The following is a 17,964-nucleotide window of genomic DNA, read 5'->3' as shown; positions in this document are numbered from 1 at the left end:
CCCCGTCTCCCGTGTCCCGGCACCCGTCACCGCCTGGACTGATCACGCTCCACTCTACGACCGGCCACTGACAGTGCACCCGCGTTCGACAGGACGGGGACGATCAGGGTCTGAGGTCGATGATCCTCACCGGCTGCCCCTTCCAGGCCTCGGGTTCGGTGGTGGCGACCACCGCGCCGTTCGGCCGCTCAGGCGTCGGCTCGGCCGCGTACCGCGCGTGGGCCGGCGCCCACGAGTCCTCGCGGGCCAGGGCGAGCGCGGCGGGCAGGTCCAGGTCGAGAACGGTCACCCCCGGGAGCGCGGCGAGATGCTCCGCCGTGCCGGGCCGTACGCGGTCCGCCGAGACCAGGGCACATGCCGGGGCGTACAGGAACCAGCCCGCCTCGGCATGGGCGCGATGGATCAGGCGCGAGGCGAGCACGTTGCCCTGCCCGGCCGCGACCATCGCCGTATCGTCGAGGACGATGTGCAGGGGCTCTGTCACCGCGCTCCCGCCTCACGCAGCCGCTGGTCCAACTCCGCGTCGAGCGCCGCCTGTTCGTCGGCGCTCGGGTCGTAACCGTTCCATTCCCGCAGGGCGGCACGAGCCTGCTCGGCCCGCTCCGCGCGCTCCTCAGGAGTGAGCAGCGTCTCGGCGAGGTGGGACAGGTAGCCGCGCAGGGACATGCCTTCAGAGGAAGCTATCCGGGCGAGTCTGTCGCGGGCATCGGCGGGGATACGGACGTTGGCGTCGGACATGGCAGCCTCCTCGTTCGAGCCTCGCCAGGATACGGGTACGGGTACGTACCCGTCCAGGTCACTCGGGGAGCGTGAGCGCACACTCGACCCAGACCGTCTTGCCGGGGCCGTCCGGCCGGAGGTGCCAGCCCCAGCTACCCGCGCCGTCGCCACAGGAGCGGAGGATAGCGCAAATCTGTACAGAATTAAGTCCAGATTTCGGGTAGCGTGGAGCTGTGCGAGTACCTGAGATCGTCACCGTGAGCGACGCCCGAAGTGGCCTGTCGCGGATACTGGCCGAACTGGCCGAGGCGGGCCCGCAGGCTGAGCCGGTGCTGATCGGCGCCCATCGCAAGGCGCAAGGTGTGCTGCTCTCCATCGAGGCCTACGAGGAACTGACGGGTCGTGCCGCCCGCCGGGGGGCGGTCGAAACCGTCACCGGCTCCCTCGCCGCCGAAGGCCTCCGGCCGACCGCCGCATCCGACCAGGACGCCGAAGCCTACGTGCGCGGCGCTCTCTCGGCCGAGGAGATGGCCGCCCGCGCCCTGGCCCGCCATCGACCCGAGAAGCGCCAGGCGACTGGATGAGCGACCCGTACGTCCTGCCGAACGGCGTCCTGCGCAACCTTCTCGGTATCACCGACGCCGCCACGCTCGCCGCCGCCGAGGCCGATATCACGCGTGCCCGGCTTCTCCAGGTCGACGAGCATCCTCCGCCGGGGGACTTCGACTTGGCCCACCTATGCCGTTTCCACGCCGCGATCTTCAACGATCTGTACGACTGGGCGGGCGAACTACGCACGGTGGACCTGGCCAAGTACACGCCGTTCTGCCCGCTCCAGCACCTGTCCGCCTACGCGGCGGAGGTCTTCGGCCGCCTCCAGGCCGCCGATCACCTTCGCGGCCTCGCTCGCGGTGACTTCGTCCGCGCGGCGGCCGGTCTCTACGGGGACATCAACGCCCTTCACCCTTTCCGTGAAGGCAACGGACGCACCCAGCGCGCCTTCCTCACCGCGCTGAGCGGGGAGGCGGGCTGGCCGATCAGCTGGGCCGCGATGGATCCCGGCGAGAACCAGGACGCCTCGGTCAAGAGCTTCCTGGGCGACAACCAGCCCCTTGAGCGCATGCTCGACCGGCTGGTCAGTCACAGGCCGGGGTGACCGCGCCGGTTCCGTCGGCGGTTGTGCGGCGCTCAACCGACCCTGCCGCGGTGAGCGCGCACTCCGCCCAGACCGTTTTACCCGGACCCCCGTCGGTCCGGAGACGCCAGCCCCAGCGGGAGGCGAGGCCGGCGACCAGGAGCAGCCCCCGGCCGCCGGCGTCCTCAGCACCGGGGGTGGGCAGGGCGTCCGGGCGGGGCGGTGTCCGTTCGGCGCGGGTGTCGGTGACCTCGATACGGACGGTCCGGGTGTGGGCGATCGCCTGGAGGCGGAGGTGGAAGTCCCGGCCGGGGACGTGACCGTGCCGCACGGCATTGGCGGCCAGCTCGGCGAGGACCAGCACGATCGCGTCGTGCCGGTGCGTGTCGTACGGGATCCCCCACGCGTCGAGCCGGTTCGCGGCGAGCCTCCGGGCGAGGCGGGCGCCGCGCGGGGTGGAGGTGAAGCGCATCTCGAAAGCGTGGTCGGGGGGAGCGTGATGGGTGATCAGGTAGCTGGCGGGGCGGGCGGGTTGAGTGGTGCGGGTGGGAGTGCCGGGTTTGTTCGTCATGCCGACAACGGTGTCGCCGGTCGCGTAGCGTGACCAGTGGTGACGCGCCGACGCGGGCCGGTTGTACGCGCGTTGTCGGTACCAGTACGAGACACGCGGCGTGACGGCGCTCCGGGGCGGGCGTTGGGCCAGGGAGGCGGTAGTGGTGACCGACGGTGCGAGCGCGAAGGCGGGAACCGGGGCAGCGGGCGACGAGGTGACGGCGAGCTTCGGGGACGGCTGGGAGAACTGCGGTGGGGAGGCGGGCGGGCAGGCCGCGGCGGACAAGGCCGGGCAGGGGGTGGTGACCGCGTTCGGGCAGAGCATGAAGACGCTGCGAGTGCGGGCGGGGATGGAGCGGGAGGAGTTCGGGCGGCGGTTGGGGTATTCGGCGTCGACTGTCGCGTCGTTCGAGCAGGGGCGGAGGATTCCGTCGCCGAGGACGATCGAGCTGGCGGATGAGGTGCTGGGGGCGGGTGGGTTGCTGACGGTGTGGAAGGAGCAGGTGGAGCGGGCTCAGTATCCGGTGTTCTTTCAGGGGATGGCGACGCTGGAGAAGGAGGCCGTTGAGCTGCTCGCCTATGACACCCATGTGCTCAACGGGCTGCTCCAGACGGAGGAGTACACGAGGGCCGTGCTGGACATGCGGCGCCCCGTCCTGGACCAGGAGACGATCGAGCAGCGCGTGACAGCCCGCCTCGCCCGGCAGGACATCTTCAGTCGCTGGCCCGCACCGCTACTGAGCTTCGTGCTCGAAGAGGCGGCACTGCGGCACCCTTGGGGAGGTGAGGTCGTGCACCGTGGGCAGTTGGAGCACCTGCTTCTGATCGCCGAGAAACGGAACGTCGAGATCCAGGTCATGCCGACAGACCGCGAGTACAACGCAGGTGTAGACGGCGCGTTCACGGTAATCACACGCAGGGAAGGAAAGAGGTTCGTCTACACCGAGGCGCAGGGAACCAGCGCCCTTCAGACCGAGCCGGAACAGACGACTCTCGCCGCCGCCCGCTATGGGATCATCCGATCGCAGGCTCTCCCGTCACGAGAGTCGCTTGACTTCATGGAAGGGTTGCTGGGATCGCTATGAACAACTCTGAGTCCCCGGCCGTCGCGTCCGGTCTCGCCTGGTTCAAGAGCAGCTACAGCGGAGCCGAGGGTGGCCAGTGCGTCGAGGTCGCCGCCGGTACGGGAGCTGTGCACATCCGGGACTCCAAGGCCATGGCCGGGCCGGTCATCCATGTGTCGCGCGAGGCGTGGGCGGGGTTCGTCGGGGAGGCCTGACGATCGTACGTACGCAAGAGCCCTGCCGGTCCTTGTCGGGCGGCAGGGCTCTCTTGCGTCACGCTTCGCGCATGCGGCGGGTGAACTCGGCGTGCGCCGCCTTCATCTCTTTCTTGCGGCGGGCCTGGTAGAGGGGGTCGGTGTAACCGTCGGGGACCGTGTACTCGTTCGGGAACTCGTCGTGTGAACTCAGTGTCTTCCAGGCGTCCTTGGGCTGCCCGTAGCCGTGCTGCTGGTGCGCCTTGGCGATACGGCGGCCGGCCGCATCGAACCACATGTTCTCCTCGTACTGCTGGAGTACGGGGAACCGGGCGTCGTACATGGCGACGAGTTCGTCCGCGCTTATCCCGAGCCATACGGCGACCAGGGCGTCGATCTCGACTAGGGCCGCGCGACGGGCGAACTCCGTACGGAGGGGGGTGTCACGGGTCCAGGTGCGGCCTACGCCTTCGGCGAGTGGGGGCGTGGAATTGGGCCAGGTTCCGGAGGCTGCCCACGTGTCCTGCTGCCAGGCGGGGTCGTAGAGCTCTTGCCAGAGGGGAGCGTAGGCGTTGGTCTGACAGTTCAGGCGGAGGGTGCGGAGGAGGAGGGCTCCTTCAAGGGGGTGTCCCTCTGCAGGTGCCGGCATGACCTTGGCGTCTGACGCGTCCAGGTGGCCCCGCCCTGAGCTTCTGAGGAAGTAGTCGAGAGGCAGCGAGGCAAAGAAGCCTGCTGTCAATACCGTAATACGCGGCGACCTCACCGTGGCACTTCGCACCGCGTGAATGTGGTTAGCCCCGGGCGGAATGAGTGCCGCGAACAGGCTGCGCTCAGTGTTGGAAGCGATCATCTCGCGCCACGCCACCCGGTAGAACTCAGAGTACGGACGCATACTTACCGCAAGCAGCAACTCCTCGACAGCTTCGCCAAGGTACTCCTCCTCCAGCTCCGGGTCGGCTACCTTGACGTCCGCCTCCGCAGCAGCAACCGCAGCTGCGTTGTTCCGAAGCTGGGCAAGCCGCTCGTGGTCCACCCATCGATCCTGCGCGCCCACGAATCCGACATGATCCCCCACAGGGCGATAGTTCGTGCGCGGCACCTCGTCAATCTTCAGCTGCGCAGCATCCCACGGCTCCACCTGGAGTGAGGTCTGAGCACCCTCGATAGGCCGTTTCGCAAAGGGCGTTGCGATACCAAAGAAGGGCCCTTGAAGAATCACGTCGTTCCACGTATCTGCTGGCCCGGAGTCCCAAATGAAGTAACCCGCAGTGCGGTCGTTCTTCTCGTGAAAACCAGGGCTAATGCGTGGATCGAGTCCCACAAGTCGGTGCGGCCACTTAGCGAGAGCTGCAATGGCCGCGTCTTCAGAAGCCGTCACCGGGAACAGGAGCTTGGCTTCAGCCACAGGAGGCGGATTCTCCTCGCCAGCCAACTTCTGCCACTCCGTAAGAGTCTCGCGGGTCACCGTGATGACGCGGCTCAAGTGCGGGCGCATGTCCCATGTGCCCCGGTGCTTGATGCCGGGAGCGTCGCCCTCACCGTTGTGGCGGATGGACTGGGTGAGCACCAGCGGGTGGAAGAGCCAGCTCAAGTGCTGGAAACTGATCTCTTGTGCGCGCCCATACACGTTGACGCTGAAGTGCGTGGTGTCACTGACCGGTGGCGCGAAGAGGAGTTTGGCGTTCACGAAGTCCGCATGCAGCCGCAGGTGTTGATAAGCCGACTTACGTAGGACCCCTTCCTTCGCCCCTGTGAGATGCGTGGAGGGGTGGACCAACCCGGCCGTCCCCCGGTCCCCGACAGCCCTCCACCCCAGCAACATGAACGCACGATACAGATCCGGCTGCGTCCCCACCAACTCCGGATAGGTGTCCACCGAGGCGAGGAATCCTGACAGCGCCGCATGGTCCGCCAGCTCACCCAGAAACGTCGGCCGAACCCCCGGCCACCCCACGACCTCGGCCTTGCGCTCATCCCAGGCCTCGTTGCTGGGCTTCTCGGCCAGCTCGAACCACGGCTCAAACTCGGCGAGGACCCCACCCTCCCTCCACTCCTGCTTGACCCACGGCGGATTCCCCACCATCAAGTCGAACCCGCCCTCCGTAAACACATGGGCGAAGTTCAACTCCCAGTGGAAGAACCCTCGTTCCTCCGCGATCCGCTGCACCGACTCGTACCACGGGAAGACGTCCCCCAGATCCGCCGGCCGGGACCACGCCGTGGCCTCGGTCATCTTCTCGTCGAGTTCGGCCTCCTTCGTATCCAGCGCACGAAGGTTCTTCACACCGTCGAAGGACAACAGCGACACCTGCTTCCCCTCCCCGGTGTCCACGTCGACCCGCCCAAGTACGGACTCGGCGAACTCGATCCAGTCGTCGAGGGATTTGAGCGCGACCTTCCGCCCTGCCTGCCCCTTGGGCAGAGCCGTGAGGTCCTCCCCGTTCGGCAGGTACTGGAACTCGTCCGTGCCGTCCAGCAGGCCGATCTCCTCCAGCGGCCAGAACCACAGCGCGCACCAGGCGTCCATGACCTGCTTGAGACGCCAGTAGGGAGTGCCCACCCGGGTCAGGGCCTTCAGGACCGCGTCCCGGTCCATCGGAGGGCGACGGCCCTCGTCCCCCTCCCCGTCCCGGGGAGCCGTCGCCCCCCACACATCCACGTGCCGTGAGATCTCCTCCTCGGAGAGCTTCAGCCGCATCACGACGAGGTCCCACAGATACTCGACCCGCCGACCAAGCCCGATCAACCGCCCGGTCTGAGTCCTCGCCCCAGGCTCCTCGTCATCATCCTGCGCGGACTTGGCCGGAGGCACAGCAGCCGTCACCCGAGACGCACCACTGCCGCCACCACTACCCGCCGCCGACGAGATCCCCAGCGTCGGCTGCTCCCAGATCTCCAAGCCGAGATCGAACGCGCCCTGCCCCAGCGCATCATCCCTCTCCGCCTGCTTCTCCGCAGTCGGCGCAGCCTTCTTCTTCGGCGCGGGCGCCCGCCTGGGGTCCCCCTTCGGGTTGCGCCGCATCGCCGACCGCCACTTACGCAGCGCCTCGACCAGCTCCGGCTCCAGCCAGTCGACGACCTTCCCGTCGACCACGGCCTTGACCGTCTCCTCCGACGTGCCCTTGTTCAGGGTCCGGACGGAGACCTTCTCCCCGATCGACCCCCACCCCATCGCGGGCAGCAGGAACTGGTGCACCTCCCGCACCTTCAGCTTCTCCCCCAGCGGCACGTGCCGAGGCCTCTGCGGCTCCTTCGCCGTCAGCCAGCCGCCCTTGCTCAGGCTATTGCCGGGGTACACCTTGCGCGCCGCACCGATCAGCGAGTTGCCCCGGCGGAGGTGAAGGCCGTACCAAGGCGCCTTCATGCCCCGGTGCATGGTGTTCAGCCACAGCGAGATCTCGGCCAGCTCGACCGCCGTCTCGTTGAGGTCGACGCCGTACGCGTTGTGCAGCGCGATGTACGCCTTCACCTTCTGGAGTTCGCGCTGGTAGTCCTCGGGGTCGATCTCCACGCCCCGCTCGCGCTCGGCGAGCTTCAGGTACAGCACGGCCAGCTGGTTGACCGCCTCGTTGAGGAACGCGCCAGACCCCAGGGCCGGTTCGCACACCCGCCACTTCAGGACATCCGCGGCGTTGATCCAGGCCTTCTCCGGCTCCTTGGGATCGACCTCGCCCTTCTCGTCAAGACGGAAGCGCAGCGTCTGCTCGACCGTCGCCTCGGTGAGGGACTTGGGCGTGTAGTACGACGCGCTGGTCTCGCGGTCGCGGCCGGCGAGACGGTAGACGTACGAGTCGATCTTGCGCGGCACCGGCACCAGTTGATTGGTCTGCGGGTCGCGCTCCGTCCCCACGAACACGTCGTTCGGGTAGCGCCCCGAGCTGACCTGGCTCGCCTTGATCAGCCAGGAGCCGCCGCTCGGGTCACCGCCCTTGGCGACCTCGTACAGCGGCTCGTCGGCGATGAAACCGGTGTACGACATCAGGCCCTCGTACACCGCGCCCAGGTGGTTGATGTCGAGGTTGGCGTACGAGATGAAGCCGCCGCGCCCGTTACGGCCCCGGCCCTCCACCAGGGTCAGGTTGCGCAGCACCTGGTGCAGGACCTTGTTGCGCAGGCGCAGATCGAGGCGGCGGGCGGGGTCGGCCGGGTGGACGATGATCTGGTCGACGAGCCTTATCGACGTGGGGTCGAAGAGCCGGGAGCGCAGGGCCTCAATGCGGACGTCCGCGTAGCCGTCGTCCTCGGCCAGTTCCGGTGTCTCGCTCTCGACGTCGGTCACCGCCTCGCGCGAGGTGACCGTATCCGCGACCGGATGACCGGTGAAGACCTTCTCGAAGAGCAGCGCCAGCGAGTCGTGGAAGTGGTGGCGGTCGCGCGAGGCGCTGGACAGCTTCTCCTGGACGACCAGTTCGCGCAGTCGGCCCACGCTGTAGCCGGAGGTGTACTCCGGGCTCTTCATCGGGAGGATGTCCAGCTCGGGGCGGGCCTCGGCGTAGAGGAGGAAGAGGATGCGGTACAGGTAGCGGAGCGACTCGTTGGTGAGGAGGCGGGGCAGCGCGCCGGGGTCGCCGAGGGGGCCCGGGAGCCACAGCGGGAGGTCCTGCGGCCTGGCACCCTGCCGGCCGGCCAGCTCCAGCACCTCGTTGGCGATGAGGTGGACCGACTTCTTGAGGCCCTCGCGCAGGTCGGAGGTCACGCCCACGGAGTGGTCCCGGGACTCCGCCACCAGGCGGGCGATGTCGTCGTCCCCGCCGTCCTCGGCCGGACGCAGCGACTGGGCCCCGAACAGGGCGGCGATCACGTCGAGTTCGCCTGCGGTCGCGCCCTTGAGTCCCTTGCGGGGCAGCGCCACCTCCAGGCTGACGGCCAGGTGACGGCCGCGCGCGAAGTTCTCCCGGTCGGCGAGGACGATGACCCCGCCGAAGAGGAGCAGCGCGTAGTGGGGCGCGTCGTCGGCGGACAGCAGCCAGGCCGCCAGGTCCGTGACCGTGGTGAGGGTCTTGCCGGACGCCACGCGCACGGGAGCGGCCAGACGGTTGGCGGAGCCGTCGCCGCGTGTGGCGGCGATGTCGTCGGCGAAGCCGCCGGTGAGGACGGCGATACCGGGCTCGCTGTGGGCCACGGGCACCGCGACCGGAGCGGCGGCGCCGTGCACGGTGAGGTGCCCGGGGGCGGGAGTGAATCCCAGGGCCTTCAGGACCCGGACGTGCCAGGCGTTCAGGCCCGCCCGCCAGGCGCCTTCCGGGGTGTCGTCGTAGACGCGGGGCTCGGGCGTCGGCTGGAAGGCGAGGGGGCCGTCGGGGCCCGTATGTACCTTGAGGGCCTCCGTCGCCGACTTCTGGGCCGCGATCGCCCCGGCATCAGGCAGCGGGTTGTACTTCTCGGCCTCGCCGCCCACGGTGAGGCGTACGTCGAGGTACGGGCCCGTGAGGTCGCGCAGGCCCTGGCGCGGGGTGGGCCGACCCTGGCGCTCCTCGGTCGTCCATTCCTTCAGACGGCCGGTCTTGAGCTGCTTGGGCAGGATCTCGTCCAGGTAGAAGGGCGGGAAGTACTCACCCTCGTTGGTCAGAGCGTCGAACTTCACGCTTGCTGCTCCTGCCGGATCGCGTCAGTGGTGGTGGGGCGGGGGGATGCGGAGGTGGTCATGAGCTCGGCTCCAGGACCGCGAGGACCCGCACCATCGGGTCGCCCGTCGTACGGAGCCGGGTCGCCGCCTCTTCGAGGTTCTCGGCGGCGCGGTCGCGGGCGGTGCGGCCACCGCTGAAACCGGGGAGGGTCTGCGCGCGCCAGAGGCCGACCCTCTGCTCGTACTCGTGCAGGGGCCGGTCGACCAGCTTCTCCGCGTCCTCGCGGCGCAGCCGCATCTCGCGGCGGGTCGCCTCCACGGCCTCGGGCACATGGCGCCGGAGCGCGGCCGGGTCGCCCTCGGCGAAGTGGTCGGGCATGTCCGGGCCCAGGCCGAGGTCCGCGAGGAGTGCCGGGGTCAGTTCCCTGATCCGGGGCTGCTCGTCCGGTCGGCCGAGCCGGTCGACGGCCAGCCAGGCGACGACCGTCGGCCGTCCGTCCTTGTTGGACCACACGCCCTGCGTGAGGAACACCGGCTCGGGCAGGCGGGTGCGGTCCACCTGGATCACCGGTGCCTGCTGACGGCCCAGCTGGACCAGGACCTTGTCGGTGATCCACTCCATGACGGGGTGCAGCTCGCCGACGTAGTGGGCGTCCGGCCACAGCGAGGACGAGTCGGCGTCCTCTCGGGCCCGCTTCAGGGAGTCGGTGGCGTCCTTCTTGCTGAAGGTGAGCTTCATTCGGCGGGTGATGCCCTGGTCGCGCAGGTAGCCGGCGGGTAGCACGTCGAGGCGGTCGGCGAGGTCGTCCGGGGTGTCGAAGCTGAGGTCGGTGCCGTTCACGGTGGTGTCCAGGCGGAAGGGCTCCAGGTCGGCCAGCTCCGCGAGGCCGGCGAGGATGTAGGCGCGGCGGTCCTTGAACAGGCGCAGTTCGTCGACGTGGTGGAGAGGGGCCGGGGCTGCGGCGGCCTGCGCGGCGGGGGCCGGCTCCTCCCGCGGGGCGTCCGAGGCGTCGTCGAAGTCGAAGCCCGCGTCGCCGTCGTAGTCCGTGTCGAAGTCGAAGTCGGCGTCCTCGAACGGGTCGCCGTCCGCGCCGAACTCTGCGTTCAGCTGTTGCGCGAGCGGCAGATCCGCCGCGGTGACGCCGTCGTCCAGGAGAACGGACTCCAGGTCCGCCACGGCCTCCTGCGGTGCCTCGCCCTTGAGTAGCGCCTCCATGACGCGCTTCTCCTCCAGGTCGCCGTCGTTCTCCTTCGTCGCCGCCTCCACGGCGCCGAGGACGGCGTGCACTCGCGCCTCACGGGCGAGGACCTTCTCTGCGATGTCGGTGTCGTCGAGCGCGCCCTCGACGGACGATTCGAGGATCATCGCGCGGAACTCGGGCGGTTCACTCTGCCCGTAGCGGTCGATGCGGCCGTTGCGCTGCTCGACCCTGATCAGGCTCCAGGGCAGGTCCCAGTGGATCAGGTGGTGACACTGACGGTGCAGGTTGACGCCTTCGGAGGCGCCGTCGCCGGTGAGCAGCAGGCGGACGTCGCCGCCCGCGCGGGCGAACTCGTCGACGTACTCCATCTGCACCCGGTCCGAAACGCCGGTGCTGTGGAGCACCTTGACCGCGGCCTTGGCGTCGTCCTTCTTCTTCCAGCCCAGCAGCGGGGGGAGTACCTCGCCGAGCCAGTCGAGGGTCTCGCGGCGCTCGGAGAAGACGACCGCCCGGGGCACGTTGCCCGCCCCTACGCCGATGCGGCGCAGCTCCTCGACCAACCCTGCGAGCTTGGAAGTGGCGGTCAGCCCGTCCTTCCCGCCGGCCGCGCGGTCGATGGCACGGGCGAGTTCCATGAGACGCAGGAGGGAGGCGGCCTCGGGCGTTTGTACCGCGACGTCGGCCGGGGGCTCGTGGAAGATCTTGTGTCCGTCGGGGAGGCGGTGCCCCGTCTTGGTGAGCCTCTGGCAAGCCGTGACGAAGAGGGCGCGGTGCGAGGAGAGGAACGACTTGAGCAGGACGTACGGGAACAGTCTGTCCTCCGTACCGGCCTCGGCATCGGGCTGCTTCAGCCAGTGCCGGGCCAGTTCCTGGAAGACCTCCTCCTCCAGATCGTTCGCCTGGCAGCGCACCGGGTGGGAGGCACCGCGCGGAGCCCAGTGGTCCTTGAGCTGTTGCGCCACCTCGGCGCTGACCTTGGTGCGGCGCAGCATCAGATGGTCCAGCTCTTCGGCCTTGGGATGGCGGGGGTCCTTGACCGCCATGGGGTCGAGGAGGCGGATCAGGCCGGTGAAGGCCTGCATGTCACCGTTGTGCGGGGTGGCGCTGGCCAGCACCAGGGCGTCCGTGCGCTCGGCCAGGAGGTCGGCGAGGGCGCGCCGGTCACTGCCCTGGTTGATGAGGTTGTGGGATTCGTCGATGACCACCGCGTCCCAGCGGATGTGTTCCAGCCAGGGACGGTAGCGCTTGGGGTTCTTCAGCGTGTCCATGGAGATGATCACGCGCTTGAAGTACGTGAACGGATTGCGACCCGCCGGGATCTTCCGCTCGATCCGGGCGACGCCCGCGCTGTCGAGCCGCACCAGCGGCAGCGAGAAGCGCGTCCACATCTCGTGCTGGAACTGTTCGAGCACCGGAGCTGGCGTGACGACGAGAATGCGCTCGCCCCGGCCGCGCCGGATCAGCTCGCTGAGCAGCACCCCGATCTCCAGGGTCTTGCCGAGCCCCACGACGTCACCGATCAGGAGACGTGGCCGCAGCGGGTTCGCCAGGGCCTTCGCGGCGGGCCGCAGCTGGTAGTCCATGCGGTCGAGGAGGAAGCCGTCGGCGAGTGCCAGCCGGCGTTCGGTCTGCGGCAGCGGGGTCTTGCGCAGCACCGCCTCCAGGAAGAGGCGGCTGCGCCGGAAGTGCGGCGAGCGGTCGCCGAGGAGCTCGGTGTCCTCGGGCAGCAGGATCCGCGGCTGGTCCATCGTGGGCACGAGGAACCGGGCCTCCTGGCCACGCACCAGCTCGGACGCTCCGACCGCCTCGATCACGAACTCGCCGGGCCGCACCTCCTCGCTGCTGCGGACCATCCACTCCTCGTCCCGCACCTCGATCACCGTGCCGGCGGGCGGAGCTCCGTCGGGTCGCGCCATTGCCTGGGCGGCGGGGCGGTCCTCGGTGCTGCCGGGCACGGTGTCGGGCATGGTGTGCGGGTCCTTTCGGGTCGTACGGGAACGCCCTGTGGTGATCAGGCCGAGTGGCGGCTGATGCCACCAATGGGCACGGCGTCGTCCTGAAGCCTAGAGCGCCGGAGAGGTGACGTGGGAGCGGACGGGGGATGGCGCGGAGCACCCGCGACCAGCCGGGCCGTGCGTGAGCCCGTCGCGCATCGAGGCAACTCCGCCCGACCTCCGGCGGCGACGTCTCCGCTGCTTACAGCTTGCCGCTGTGCGCGTAGGCCTTCCGCAACCGCTCGGCCACGCGCAGTGCGGCACGGGGCGGAGCGGCTGCGGGTTGATCCTCGGGCGGCCGCGGTGGCTGGAGGGGGTAGCTGGTGGGGTCGGGTGTTTCGGCAGCGGGCGCCTCGGGGCTCCCGTCCGCGGGGGCGGGAAGCGGTTCGGCCGGCTGTGCCTCGGGCTGGTCGACGGCCGTCGGCGTATACCCGGGCGGGACGCCGTCCTCGGCGGCGTCCACGGCCAGCTCGATGTCGTCGGTGTCGACGATGCCGAAGAAATCCGCGCCGCCGCTCGACAGGTCCACGGGCGTGCCACCGGCCCAGGGAGCGTCGGGCGCCACTCCCACATCGACCGCCCGTTGGGCCAGCTCCCGCACCGCCGGATCGACACCGCCCGAGCGTGCCTCGGGGGGCAGCTCCGGAGCCAGGCCGGCCTCCGCCACGAGCACCCGCAGCTCCTCGAACGCCAGGTCCTGAGTCAGCCCCGCTTCGTGGAGGAGGGCCCGCAGCCCCATCTCCACCCGGTCCAGATCCGGCCGTGGGCCGGGGAGGTCCACCAGTATCTGCGCGAGCAGCGGGCGGAAGTCCGCGCCGACACCGTTCCAGTTCGGCGGGGTGAGCAAGGGCTCCTCCGGGTAGGGCGGCCTGCCCGTCAACGCGAAGAACAGCGTGGCGCCGAGCGCGTACACGTCGGTGGGTTCCTTGGCGCTGGGGAAGTCGTGAAGCTGCTCGTAGGACATGAACGGCTTGGTTCCCCATGCTTCACCGGGCCCGGTGATCGCCTGGCTGGTCCGTCGCTCGATGAGCGTGGCCAGTCCGAAGTCCAGGACGACCGGGCCGTCCGGGCCCAGCACCACGTTGTCCGGCTTGAGGTCCCGGTGCAGCAGTCCCGTGCCGTGGATGGCGCGCAGCGCGTCGGCCAGGTGGAGGCCGAGGGCGACGTACGGGCCCACGGAGAACGTGCCGGACTCCTTCACCATGTTGTGCAGCGACGGTCCCTCGATGTAGTCCATGGCGAACCACGGTTCCGCCGCGTCGGTGTCGGCCGCCAGGAGTGCCGGTACACGGTCGCTGACCACGGCCCGGACGGTGTCGATCTCCCGGTCGAACCGCTTCCGGGCCCCCGGCTTGTCCAGCAGATGCGGCTGGATCATCTTGACCACGGCGAGCCTCGGCTCAGCAGCGTCCGCGCCCTCGTCGGGCTCGACCAGGTGGTACGTCGCGGTCAGTTCGTCCGTGAGGCCGTCCAGCGGGATCCGGCGGGCCAGATAGGCCACGCCCATGCCGCCTTCCCCCAGCCGGGCGAGCAGTTCGAACGGCCCCAGCACACGCGGGTCTTTGTCGGCGTCCAGCGGCTTCATCGGAGCTCTCGTACCCCCACGCTCACGTCACGACCCCCCGGCCGCACTGCTGTCGATCAGTTTACGGGCAGTGCCAGGACAGGGGCGGTCGGTGAACGGCGGCAAGGCGCCTGTTTCTGCCCTGGCTTGAATCAACGGCTGACTGAACACTGGACGCTATACATGTGCACGCTGCGCGATCGGGTGTCATGTTCATACGGGGAGGAACGGCATGCGGGCCTGGGTGATACGGGCTGGAGAGAACGGCGAACGGGAGAACCTGGCCCTGGAGGATGGCGTACTCCTGGTCGCGTGGCAGGGGCTGGGGAACCTGACCACCCTCACCACCCGCGAGGAAATCAAGGCCGCCGTCGCAGCCGCCTACCCCGACGAAGGCCCCTACACGGTCGGTAACTGGACCGGTCAGCTCTACCGCTTCGTCCACGAGATAAAGCCCGAGGACTTCGTCGTCCTGCCGCTGAGATCGGGGCGCGTGGCTGTGGGCCGAGTCGTCGACGGCTACGAGTACCAGGCGGCTACCGCCGGCGATCCGCGTCACATTAGGCGGGTGGAGTGGCTGATCAAAGACATCGACCGGCAGTCGATTCAGCCCGACCTGCAGGACAGCATGGGATCGCTGCTGGCCGTCTTCGAACTCAGCCGGTTCGCGGCGGCGGAGCGCGTAGCCGCTCTGGCTGAGGGCAAGCCCGATCCGGGGCGGCCCGACGCCGATGAGTTCGCCGCTAGTCTGACGGAACCCACCAAGCTGTACGAAGAGGTGCGCCGCCGCGCCGCGGACGAACCGCTCGCGCTGTCCATCCGTGACTTCCTCGCCGTCTGGGGCGTCCAGCGCCGGTACCCGGCGGCCGTCGAGCAGATCAAGAACGATCTCGACCAGCGGGGCCTCGTGACCGTACCGCCCTTCACGGAAGGCAGCATCAACAGCAGGATCGCCGTACTGGCGGGCGGTGCCGAGCCCGACGCATCGGGAACGAGCGCCATGACCCGCTTCACGGACACCGCCGCGGTGCCGCGTGGTGACGTCGAGGCCGACGGCGAGGTCGAGACACAGACCGTCTCCTACCATGTCAGCAATCTCGAGTCGGCGAACCGCATGCCCGAGTTCGTAAGGGTGGGGGCCAGCCTCAAGAGCGCCATGACGCTCATGGTGCTGCGCGGTTACAGCCAGCTACCCGTCCTCGACGCGGGCGGGCGGCTGCGGGGCGTCGTCAGCTGGGAGTCGATCGGGCGCGCCCACATGGCCGATCCGCATGCGAGCCTCGAAGCCGCCACGGTCAGGGGCCAGGAGGCCGACCGTTCGGACGACCTGCTGGACTGGATCGGCACCGTCCAGCAGTCCGGGTACGTGCTCGTACGGGACCGCGATCACAAGGTCTGCGGCTTGGTCACGGCGGCCGATCTGACGGTTCAGTTCGGAACCCGGGTACGTCCCTTCGTGCTCGTCGAGGAGATCGAGCAGCGGCTGCGCCGGGTGGTCGACCGGTGCATCCCGCTCGACCTCATCCGCGCGGTGATTCCCGGCCGACGCGCTACCCGGGTGAACTCGGCTGCGAATCTGACCTTCGGAGCGTATGGGCACCTGCTCAAGGTGCCGGAGAACTGGGCCGCCCTGGACTGGGCCATCGACCAGGAGTACTTCCTGGCCGCGCTTGAGGAGTGCCGCCAGTTCCGCAACAGCCTGATGCACTTCAGCCCGGACCCCGTGACCGACGACCAGTTGCTGCCGGCGCAGGGTCTGCTCGAACTTCTCCGCTCCATGGATCCACAGAACTGAGACCGGACAGGGGGACAGCAGGTGGGGTGGCGCGAGGAGATCGCTACGGCCCTTGGGGAACTGTTGGCGATCTCGGGGGGTGCGGGCAAACGGCCGCGCTGGCAGCGGATCGGGCGTGCGGTCCGCACCGGGGAGGACGGCTGGTACGCGGTCGACGTACGCGGCTCGGACATCGGGCCGGACCAACTCGAAGGTCTGCGACTGGCGGGCCCCGAGTCGGACGGCATCGAAAAGAGTGGCTTCTCCGTCTCGGAGACGGTGCAGAACGGCTCTCTGCTCACCGTCAAGGTCGCCGAGTTCGCCGACGTCACGGACCCGTATCTGTAGATCCTCAAGCAGCCGCCGACGTTCCTCGTCGAGGCTCTGCGCGACGGCATCGCGGGGCTGGGCGAGGCCCCGCTTGCGAACGCCCTGGCCGGTGGCTCGATCGGCGGTACGTCCTCGGCCGACCCGAACCCCCCGGGGTTCCACCCCGCGCAGGCCGATGCCTACCGTGCCTGCTCGGCGAGGGTGTGCACCTTGTGTGGGGCCCTCCGGGCACCGGCAAGACGACCGTGCTGAAGCGCGCCATCGGTGACCTGCTCACCCGCGGCGACCGGGGCCTGCTGGTGTCCGCCACGAACATCGCGGTGGACAACGCCCTGTTGGGGGTGGTGAAGGAGAACCGGCACCAGCCCGGTGACATCGTCCGCGTAGGCCCTCCACAGTTGCGTGAGATCGCCGACAACCCCGAGGTGTCGTTGCCGCTCATGGTGCGCGAGCGCCTGGCAGAGACCGCCGAGCGCCGTCGCGGGGTCGAAGCCGCGCTGGTGGACATCAGGGCACGCGCGGCGGAACTGGCAGCACTGGACACCTCCCTCGTGCGCTTCGATCCGGCCGAATATTTCGACGCGTTGAAGATGCTGCGCACGCCCGGCCAGGACACGGCCTCCCTACGGACTCGGGCCGCGACGGCCACGGTCCTGTCGGACGAAGCCGTCGTCGCGGCCGAGGCGGCTGAGAAGGCAGCCGTGGCAGCCAAGCAGCGCCGGAAGGACGCGGAGGAATCACGCCTCAAGTGGGCCGAGGTCGGCACCCTGCGCGACCAACAGTCCCGCGTTCTCAGGGCAGCCGAGCGGAAAGAAGCCGACACCCTCATGACCGAGGACTACCTCCGGGATCTACGGGAGGAGCTGCGGCAACTTGACGAGAAGGGGTCCGTGGCGCGTTGGCGTACCCGTGACAAGCGGCAGGAACTTCGCGAGCAGTCGGCCATCACGGAGGAGGACGTCGTCCGGGAACAGCACGCCGCGCGAGCCGCACGCACCACCGCGAACGCTCACGTCACCGCGCTGGAGACACAGCTGACGGAACTGACAGCCAGCATCGCCCATACCCCGCAGCAGATCACCTCCCTGGAGCAGGAATTCGTTGCGGCACGGTCCGCTCACCGGTCGGCCCTGGATCTCGTCTCCGACCGCCGTGCGGAAGCAACCCGCGTCGAAATGGCCGTGACCCGCGCGCAGGAGGCGACCGCGCTCACGGCCCTCGCCGAGCAGCGGGGCTGGCCGGCCCAACACGCCCGTGCCGAGCGTCTACGACCGCGAGTCACCGCGGATGCCGCACAGCGCTCCTCCCTTGAGCAGAAGTTTCAGGAGCTCCAGGAGGAGTACGAACGCCTCGCCCGCAATGCCCAGGGCGAGATCATCAAGAGCGCCCGGCTGGTGGCGACGACTCTCGCGCGATTCCGGACCAACAAGGCGGTCTTCGAGGGCCCGTACGACGTGGTCCTCGTCGACGAGGCCGGCGCGGCCACGCTGCCCGAGGTGATCCTCGCGACGGCGAAAGCGACCCGCGCGGCCGTCCTGCTCGGTGATTTCATGCAGCTCGGCCCGGTCATCGAGGAGCAACTCAAAGACCTTGACCGCCCCGACGTCAAGCGCTGGCTGCTTCCGGACGTCTTCCAGCACTGCGGCATCCGGGACCCGGCAGACGCCCGGCGGCACCCGGCCTGCGTGACCCTGACCGAGCAGCACCGCTTCGGTCCGGCGGTGATGCGACTGGCCAACGCGATCGCGTACCGGGGAACTCTGCACGGAGGAAAACGGGTCTGTAAAGCGAGCGGGTCTTCCAAGATTTTCGTAGCGGGTGATCGCCGGGTTTGGCGGAGCATCAGCTGAGCAGGATGCGCTGGCGGAG

13 protein-coding genes are annotated in these 17,964 nt (G+C 69.2%); 7 read left to right on the top strand and 6 right to left on the bottom strand.

Going from position 1 to position 17,964, the window contains the following annotated elements:
• Positions 1-103: 103 nt before the first annotated feature.
• Positions 104-484 (bottom strand): hypothetical protein, encoded by a 381-nt coding sequence (locus ABZ887_RS24020; protein WP_361292696.1) that lies wholly within the window; start codon positions 482-484, stop codon positions 104-106.
• On the bottom strand, positions 481-738 hold the full coding sequence (locus ABZ887_RS24015) for a hypothetical protein (protein ID WP_361292694.1): 258 nt from the start codon (positions 736-738) through the stop codon (positions 481-483). Before ABZ887_RS24015 ends, ABZ887_RS24020 begins: the two co-directional genes overlap by 4 nt.
• 215 nt (positions 739-953) lie before the next feature.
• On the opposite strand from ABZ887_RS24015, the gene ABZ887_RS24010 reads away from it, so the two are divergent.
• Both ABZ887_RS24010 and ABZ887_RS24005 read left to right on the top strand, forming a co-directional pair.
• Positions 954-1,304 (top strand): type II toxin-antitoxin system Phd/YefM family antitoxin, encoded by a 351-nt coding sequence (locus ABZ887_RS24010; protein ID WP_361292693.1) that lies wholly within the window; start codon positions 954-956, stop codon positions 1,302-1,304.
• The gene (locus tag ABZ887_RS24005) at positions 1,301-1,876 is read left to right on the top strand and encodes a Fic family protein (RefSeq protein ID WP_361292692.1); all 576 of its coding nucleotides are present in this window, start codon (positions 1,301-1,303) and stop codon (positions 1,874-1,876) included. Before ABZ887_RS24010 ends, ABZ887_RS24005 begins: the two co-directional genes overlap by 4 nt.
• Here ABZ887_RS24005 and ABZ887_RS24000 read toward each other — a convergent pair.
• Positions 1,857-2,426, bottom strand: a complete 570-nt coding sequence (locus ABZ887_RS24000) for an ATP-binding protein (RefSeq protein WP_361292690.1) — start codon at positions 2,424-2,426, stop codon at positions 1,857-1,859. The genes ABZ887_RS24005 and ABZ887_RS24000 overlap by 20 nt on opposite strands.
• A gap of 196 nt (positions 2,427-2,622) precedes the next feature.
• On the opposite strand from ABZ887_RS24000, the gene ABZ887_RS23995 reads away from it, so the two are divergent.
• Both ABZ887_RS23995 and ABZ887_RS23990 read left to right on the top strand, forming a co-directional pair.
• Entirely contained in the window at positions 2,623-3,492 is an 870-nt protein-coding gene (locus ABZ887_RS23995; protein WP_361292974.1) for a helix-turn-helix transcriptional regulator, read from the top strand.
• Positions 3,489-3,686 carry a DUF397 domain-containing protein gene (locus ABZ887_RS23990; RefSeq protein ID WP_361292688.1) on the top strand — a complete coding sequence of 66 codons (198 nt, stop codon included), beginning with the start codon at positions 3,489-3,491 and terminating at the stop codon, positions 3,684-3,686. The genes ABZ887_RS23995 and ABZ887_RS23990 overlap by 4 nt, the downstream gene beginning before the upstream one ends.
• A 58-nt stretch (positions 3,687-3,744) precedes the next feature.
• Here ABZ887_RS23990 and ABZ887_RS23985 read toward each other — a convergent pair whose 3' ends face one another.
• The 3 genes from ABZ887_RS23985 to ABZ887_RS23975 all read right to left on the bottom strand — a co-directional run bounded on the left by ABZ887_RS23985 (position 3,745) and on the right by ABZ887_RS23975 (position 14,012).
• Complete coding sequence (locus tag ABZ887_RS23985) at positions 3,745-9,249, bottom strand: DNA methyltransferase (RefSeq protein WP_361292686.1); 5,505 nt, start codon at positions 9,247-9,249, stop codon at positions 3,745-3,747.
• Between the two features lie 58 nt (positions 9,250-9,307).
• Positions 9,308-12,400 carry a DEAD/DEAH box helicase gene (locus ABZ887_RS23980; RefSeq protein WP_361292684.1) on the bottom strand — a complete coding sequence of 1,031 codons (3,093 nt, stop codon included), beginning with the start codon at positions 12,398-12,400 and terminating at the stop codon, positions 9,308-9,310.
• Between the two features lie 229 nt (positions 12,401-12,629).
• Positions 12,630-14,012 carry a protein kinase gene (locus tag ABZ887_RS23975; RefSeq protein ID WP_361292682.1) on the bottom strand — a complete coding sequence of 461 codons (1,383 nt, stop codon included), beginning with the start codon at positions 14,010-14,012 and terminating at the stop codon, positions 12,630-12,632.
• 211 nt (positions 14,013-14,223) lie between these two features.
• On the opposite strand from ABZ887_RS23975, the gene ABZ887_RS23970 reads away from it, so the two are divergent.
• The 3 genes from ABZ887_RS23970 (at position 14,224) to ABZ887_RS23960 (ending at position 17,945) form a co-directional block, all read left to right on the top strand.
• Positions 14,224-15,786: a CBS domain-containing protein gene (locus ABZ887_RS23970; RefSeq protein WP_361292680.1), complete on the top strand. Its 1,563-nt coding sequence runs from the start codon at positions 14,224-14,226 to the stop codon at positions 15,784-15,786.
• Between the two features lie 63 nt (positions 15,787-15,849).
• Entirely contained in the window at positions 15,850-16,113 is a 264-nt protein-coding gene (locus tag ABZ887_RS23965) for a hypothetical protein (protein WP_361292678.1), read from the top strand.
• 227 nt (positions 16,114-16,340) lie between these two features.
• Complete coding sequence (locus tag ABZ887_RS23960; RefSeq protein ID WP_361292676.1) at positions 16,341-17,945, top strand: AAA domain-containing protein; 1,605 nt, start codon at positions 16,341-16,343, stop codon at positions 17,943-17,945.
• Positions 17,946-17,964: the final 19 nt, after the last annotated feature.

This window comes from Streptomyces sp. NPDC047061 (genome assembly GCF_040643955.1).
Lineage (GTDB): Bacteria > Actinomycetota > Actinomycetes > Streptomycetales > Streptomycetaceae > Streptomyces.
This window is presented reverse-complemented; position numbering and strand designations above follow the sequence as displayed.

What these genes read in the sequence shown, in the direction of transcription:
- ABZ887_RS24015 (WP_361292694.1), bottom strand. Translation starts at nt 738, where the DNA reads ATGTCCGACGCCAACGTCCGTATCCCCGCCGATGCCCGCGACAGACTC.
- ABZ887_RS24000 (WP_361292690.1), bottom strand. Translation starts at nt 2,426, where the DNA reads ATGACGAACAAACCCGGCACTCCCACCCGCACCACTCAACCCGCCCGC.
- ABZ887_RS23975 (WP_361292682.1), bottom strand. Translation starts at nt 14,012, where the DNA reads ATGAAGCCGCTGGACGCCGACAAAGACCCGCGTGTGCTGGGGCCGTTC.
- ABZ887_RS23980 (WP_361292684.1), bottom strand. Translation starts at nt 12,400, where the DNA reads ATGCCCGACACCGTGCCCGGCAGCACCGAGGACCGCCCCGCCGCCCAG.
- ABZ887_RS24005 (WP_361292692.1), top strand. Translation starts at nt 1,301, where the DNA reads ATGAGCGACCCGTACGTCCTGCCGAACGGCGTCCTGCGCAACCTTCTC.
- ABZ887_RS23990 (WP_361292688.1), top strand. Translation starts at nt 3,489, where the DNA reads ATGAACAACTCTGAGTCCCCGGCCGTCGCGTCCGGTCTCGCCTGGTTC.
- ABZ887_RS23970 (WP_361292680.1), top strand. Translation starts at nt 14,224, where the DNA reads ATGCGGGCCTGGGTGATACGGGCTGGAGAGAACGGCGAACGGGAGAAC.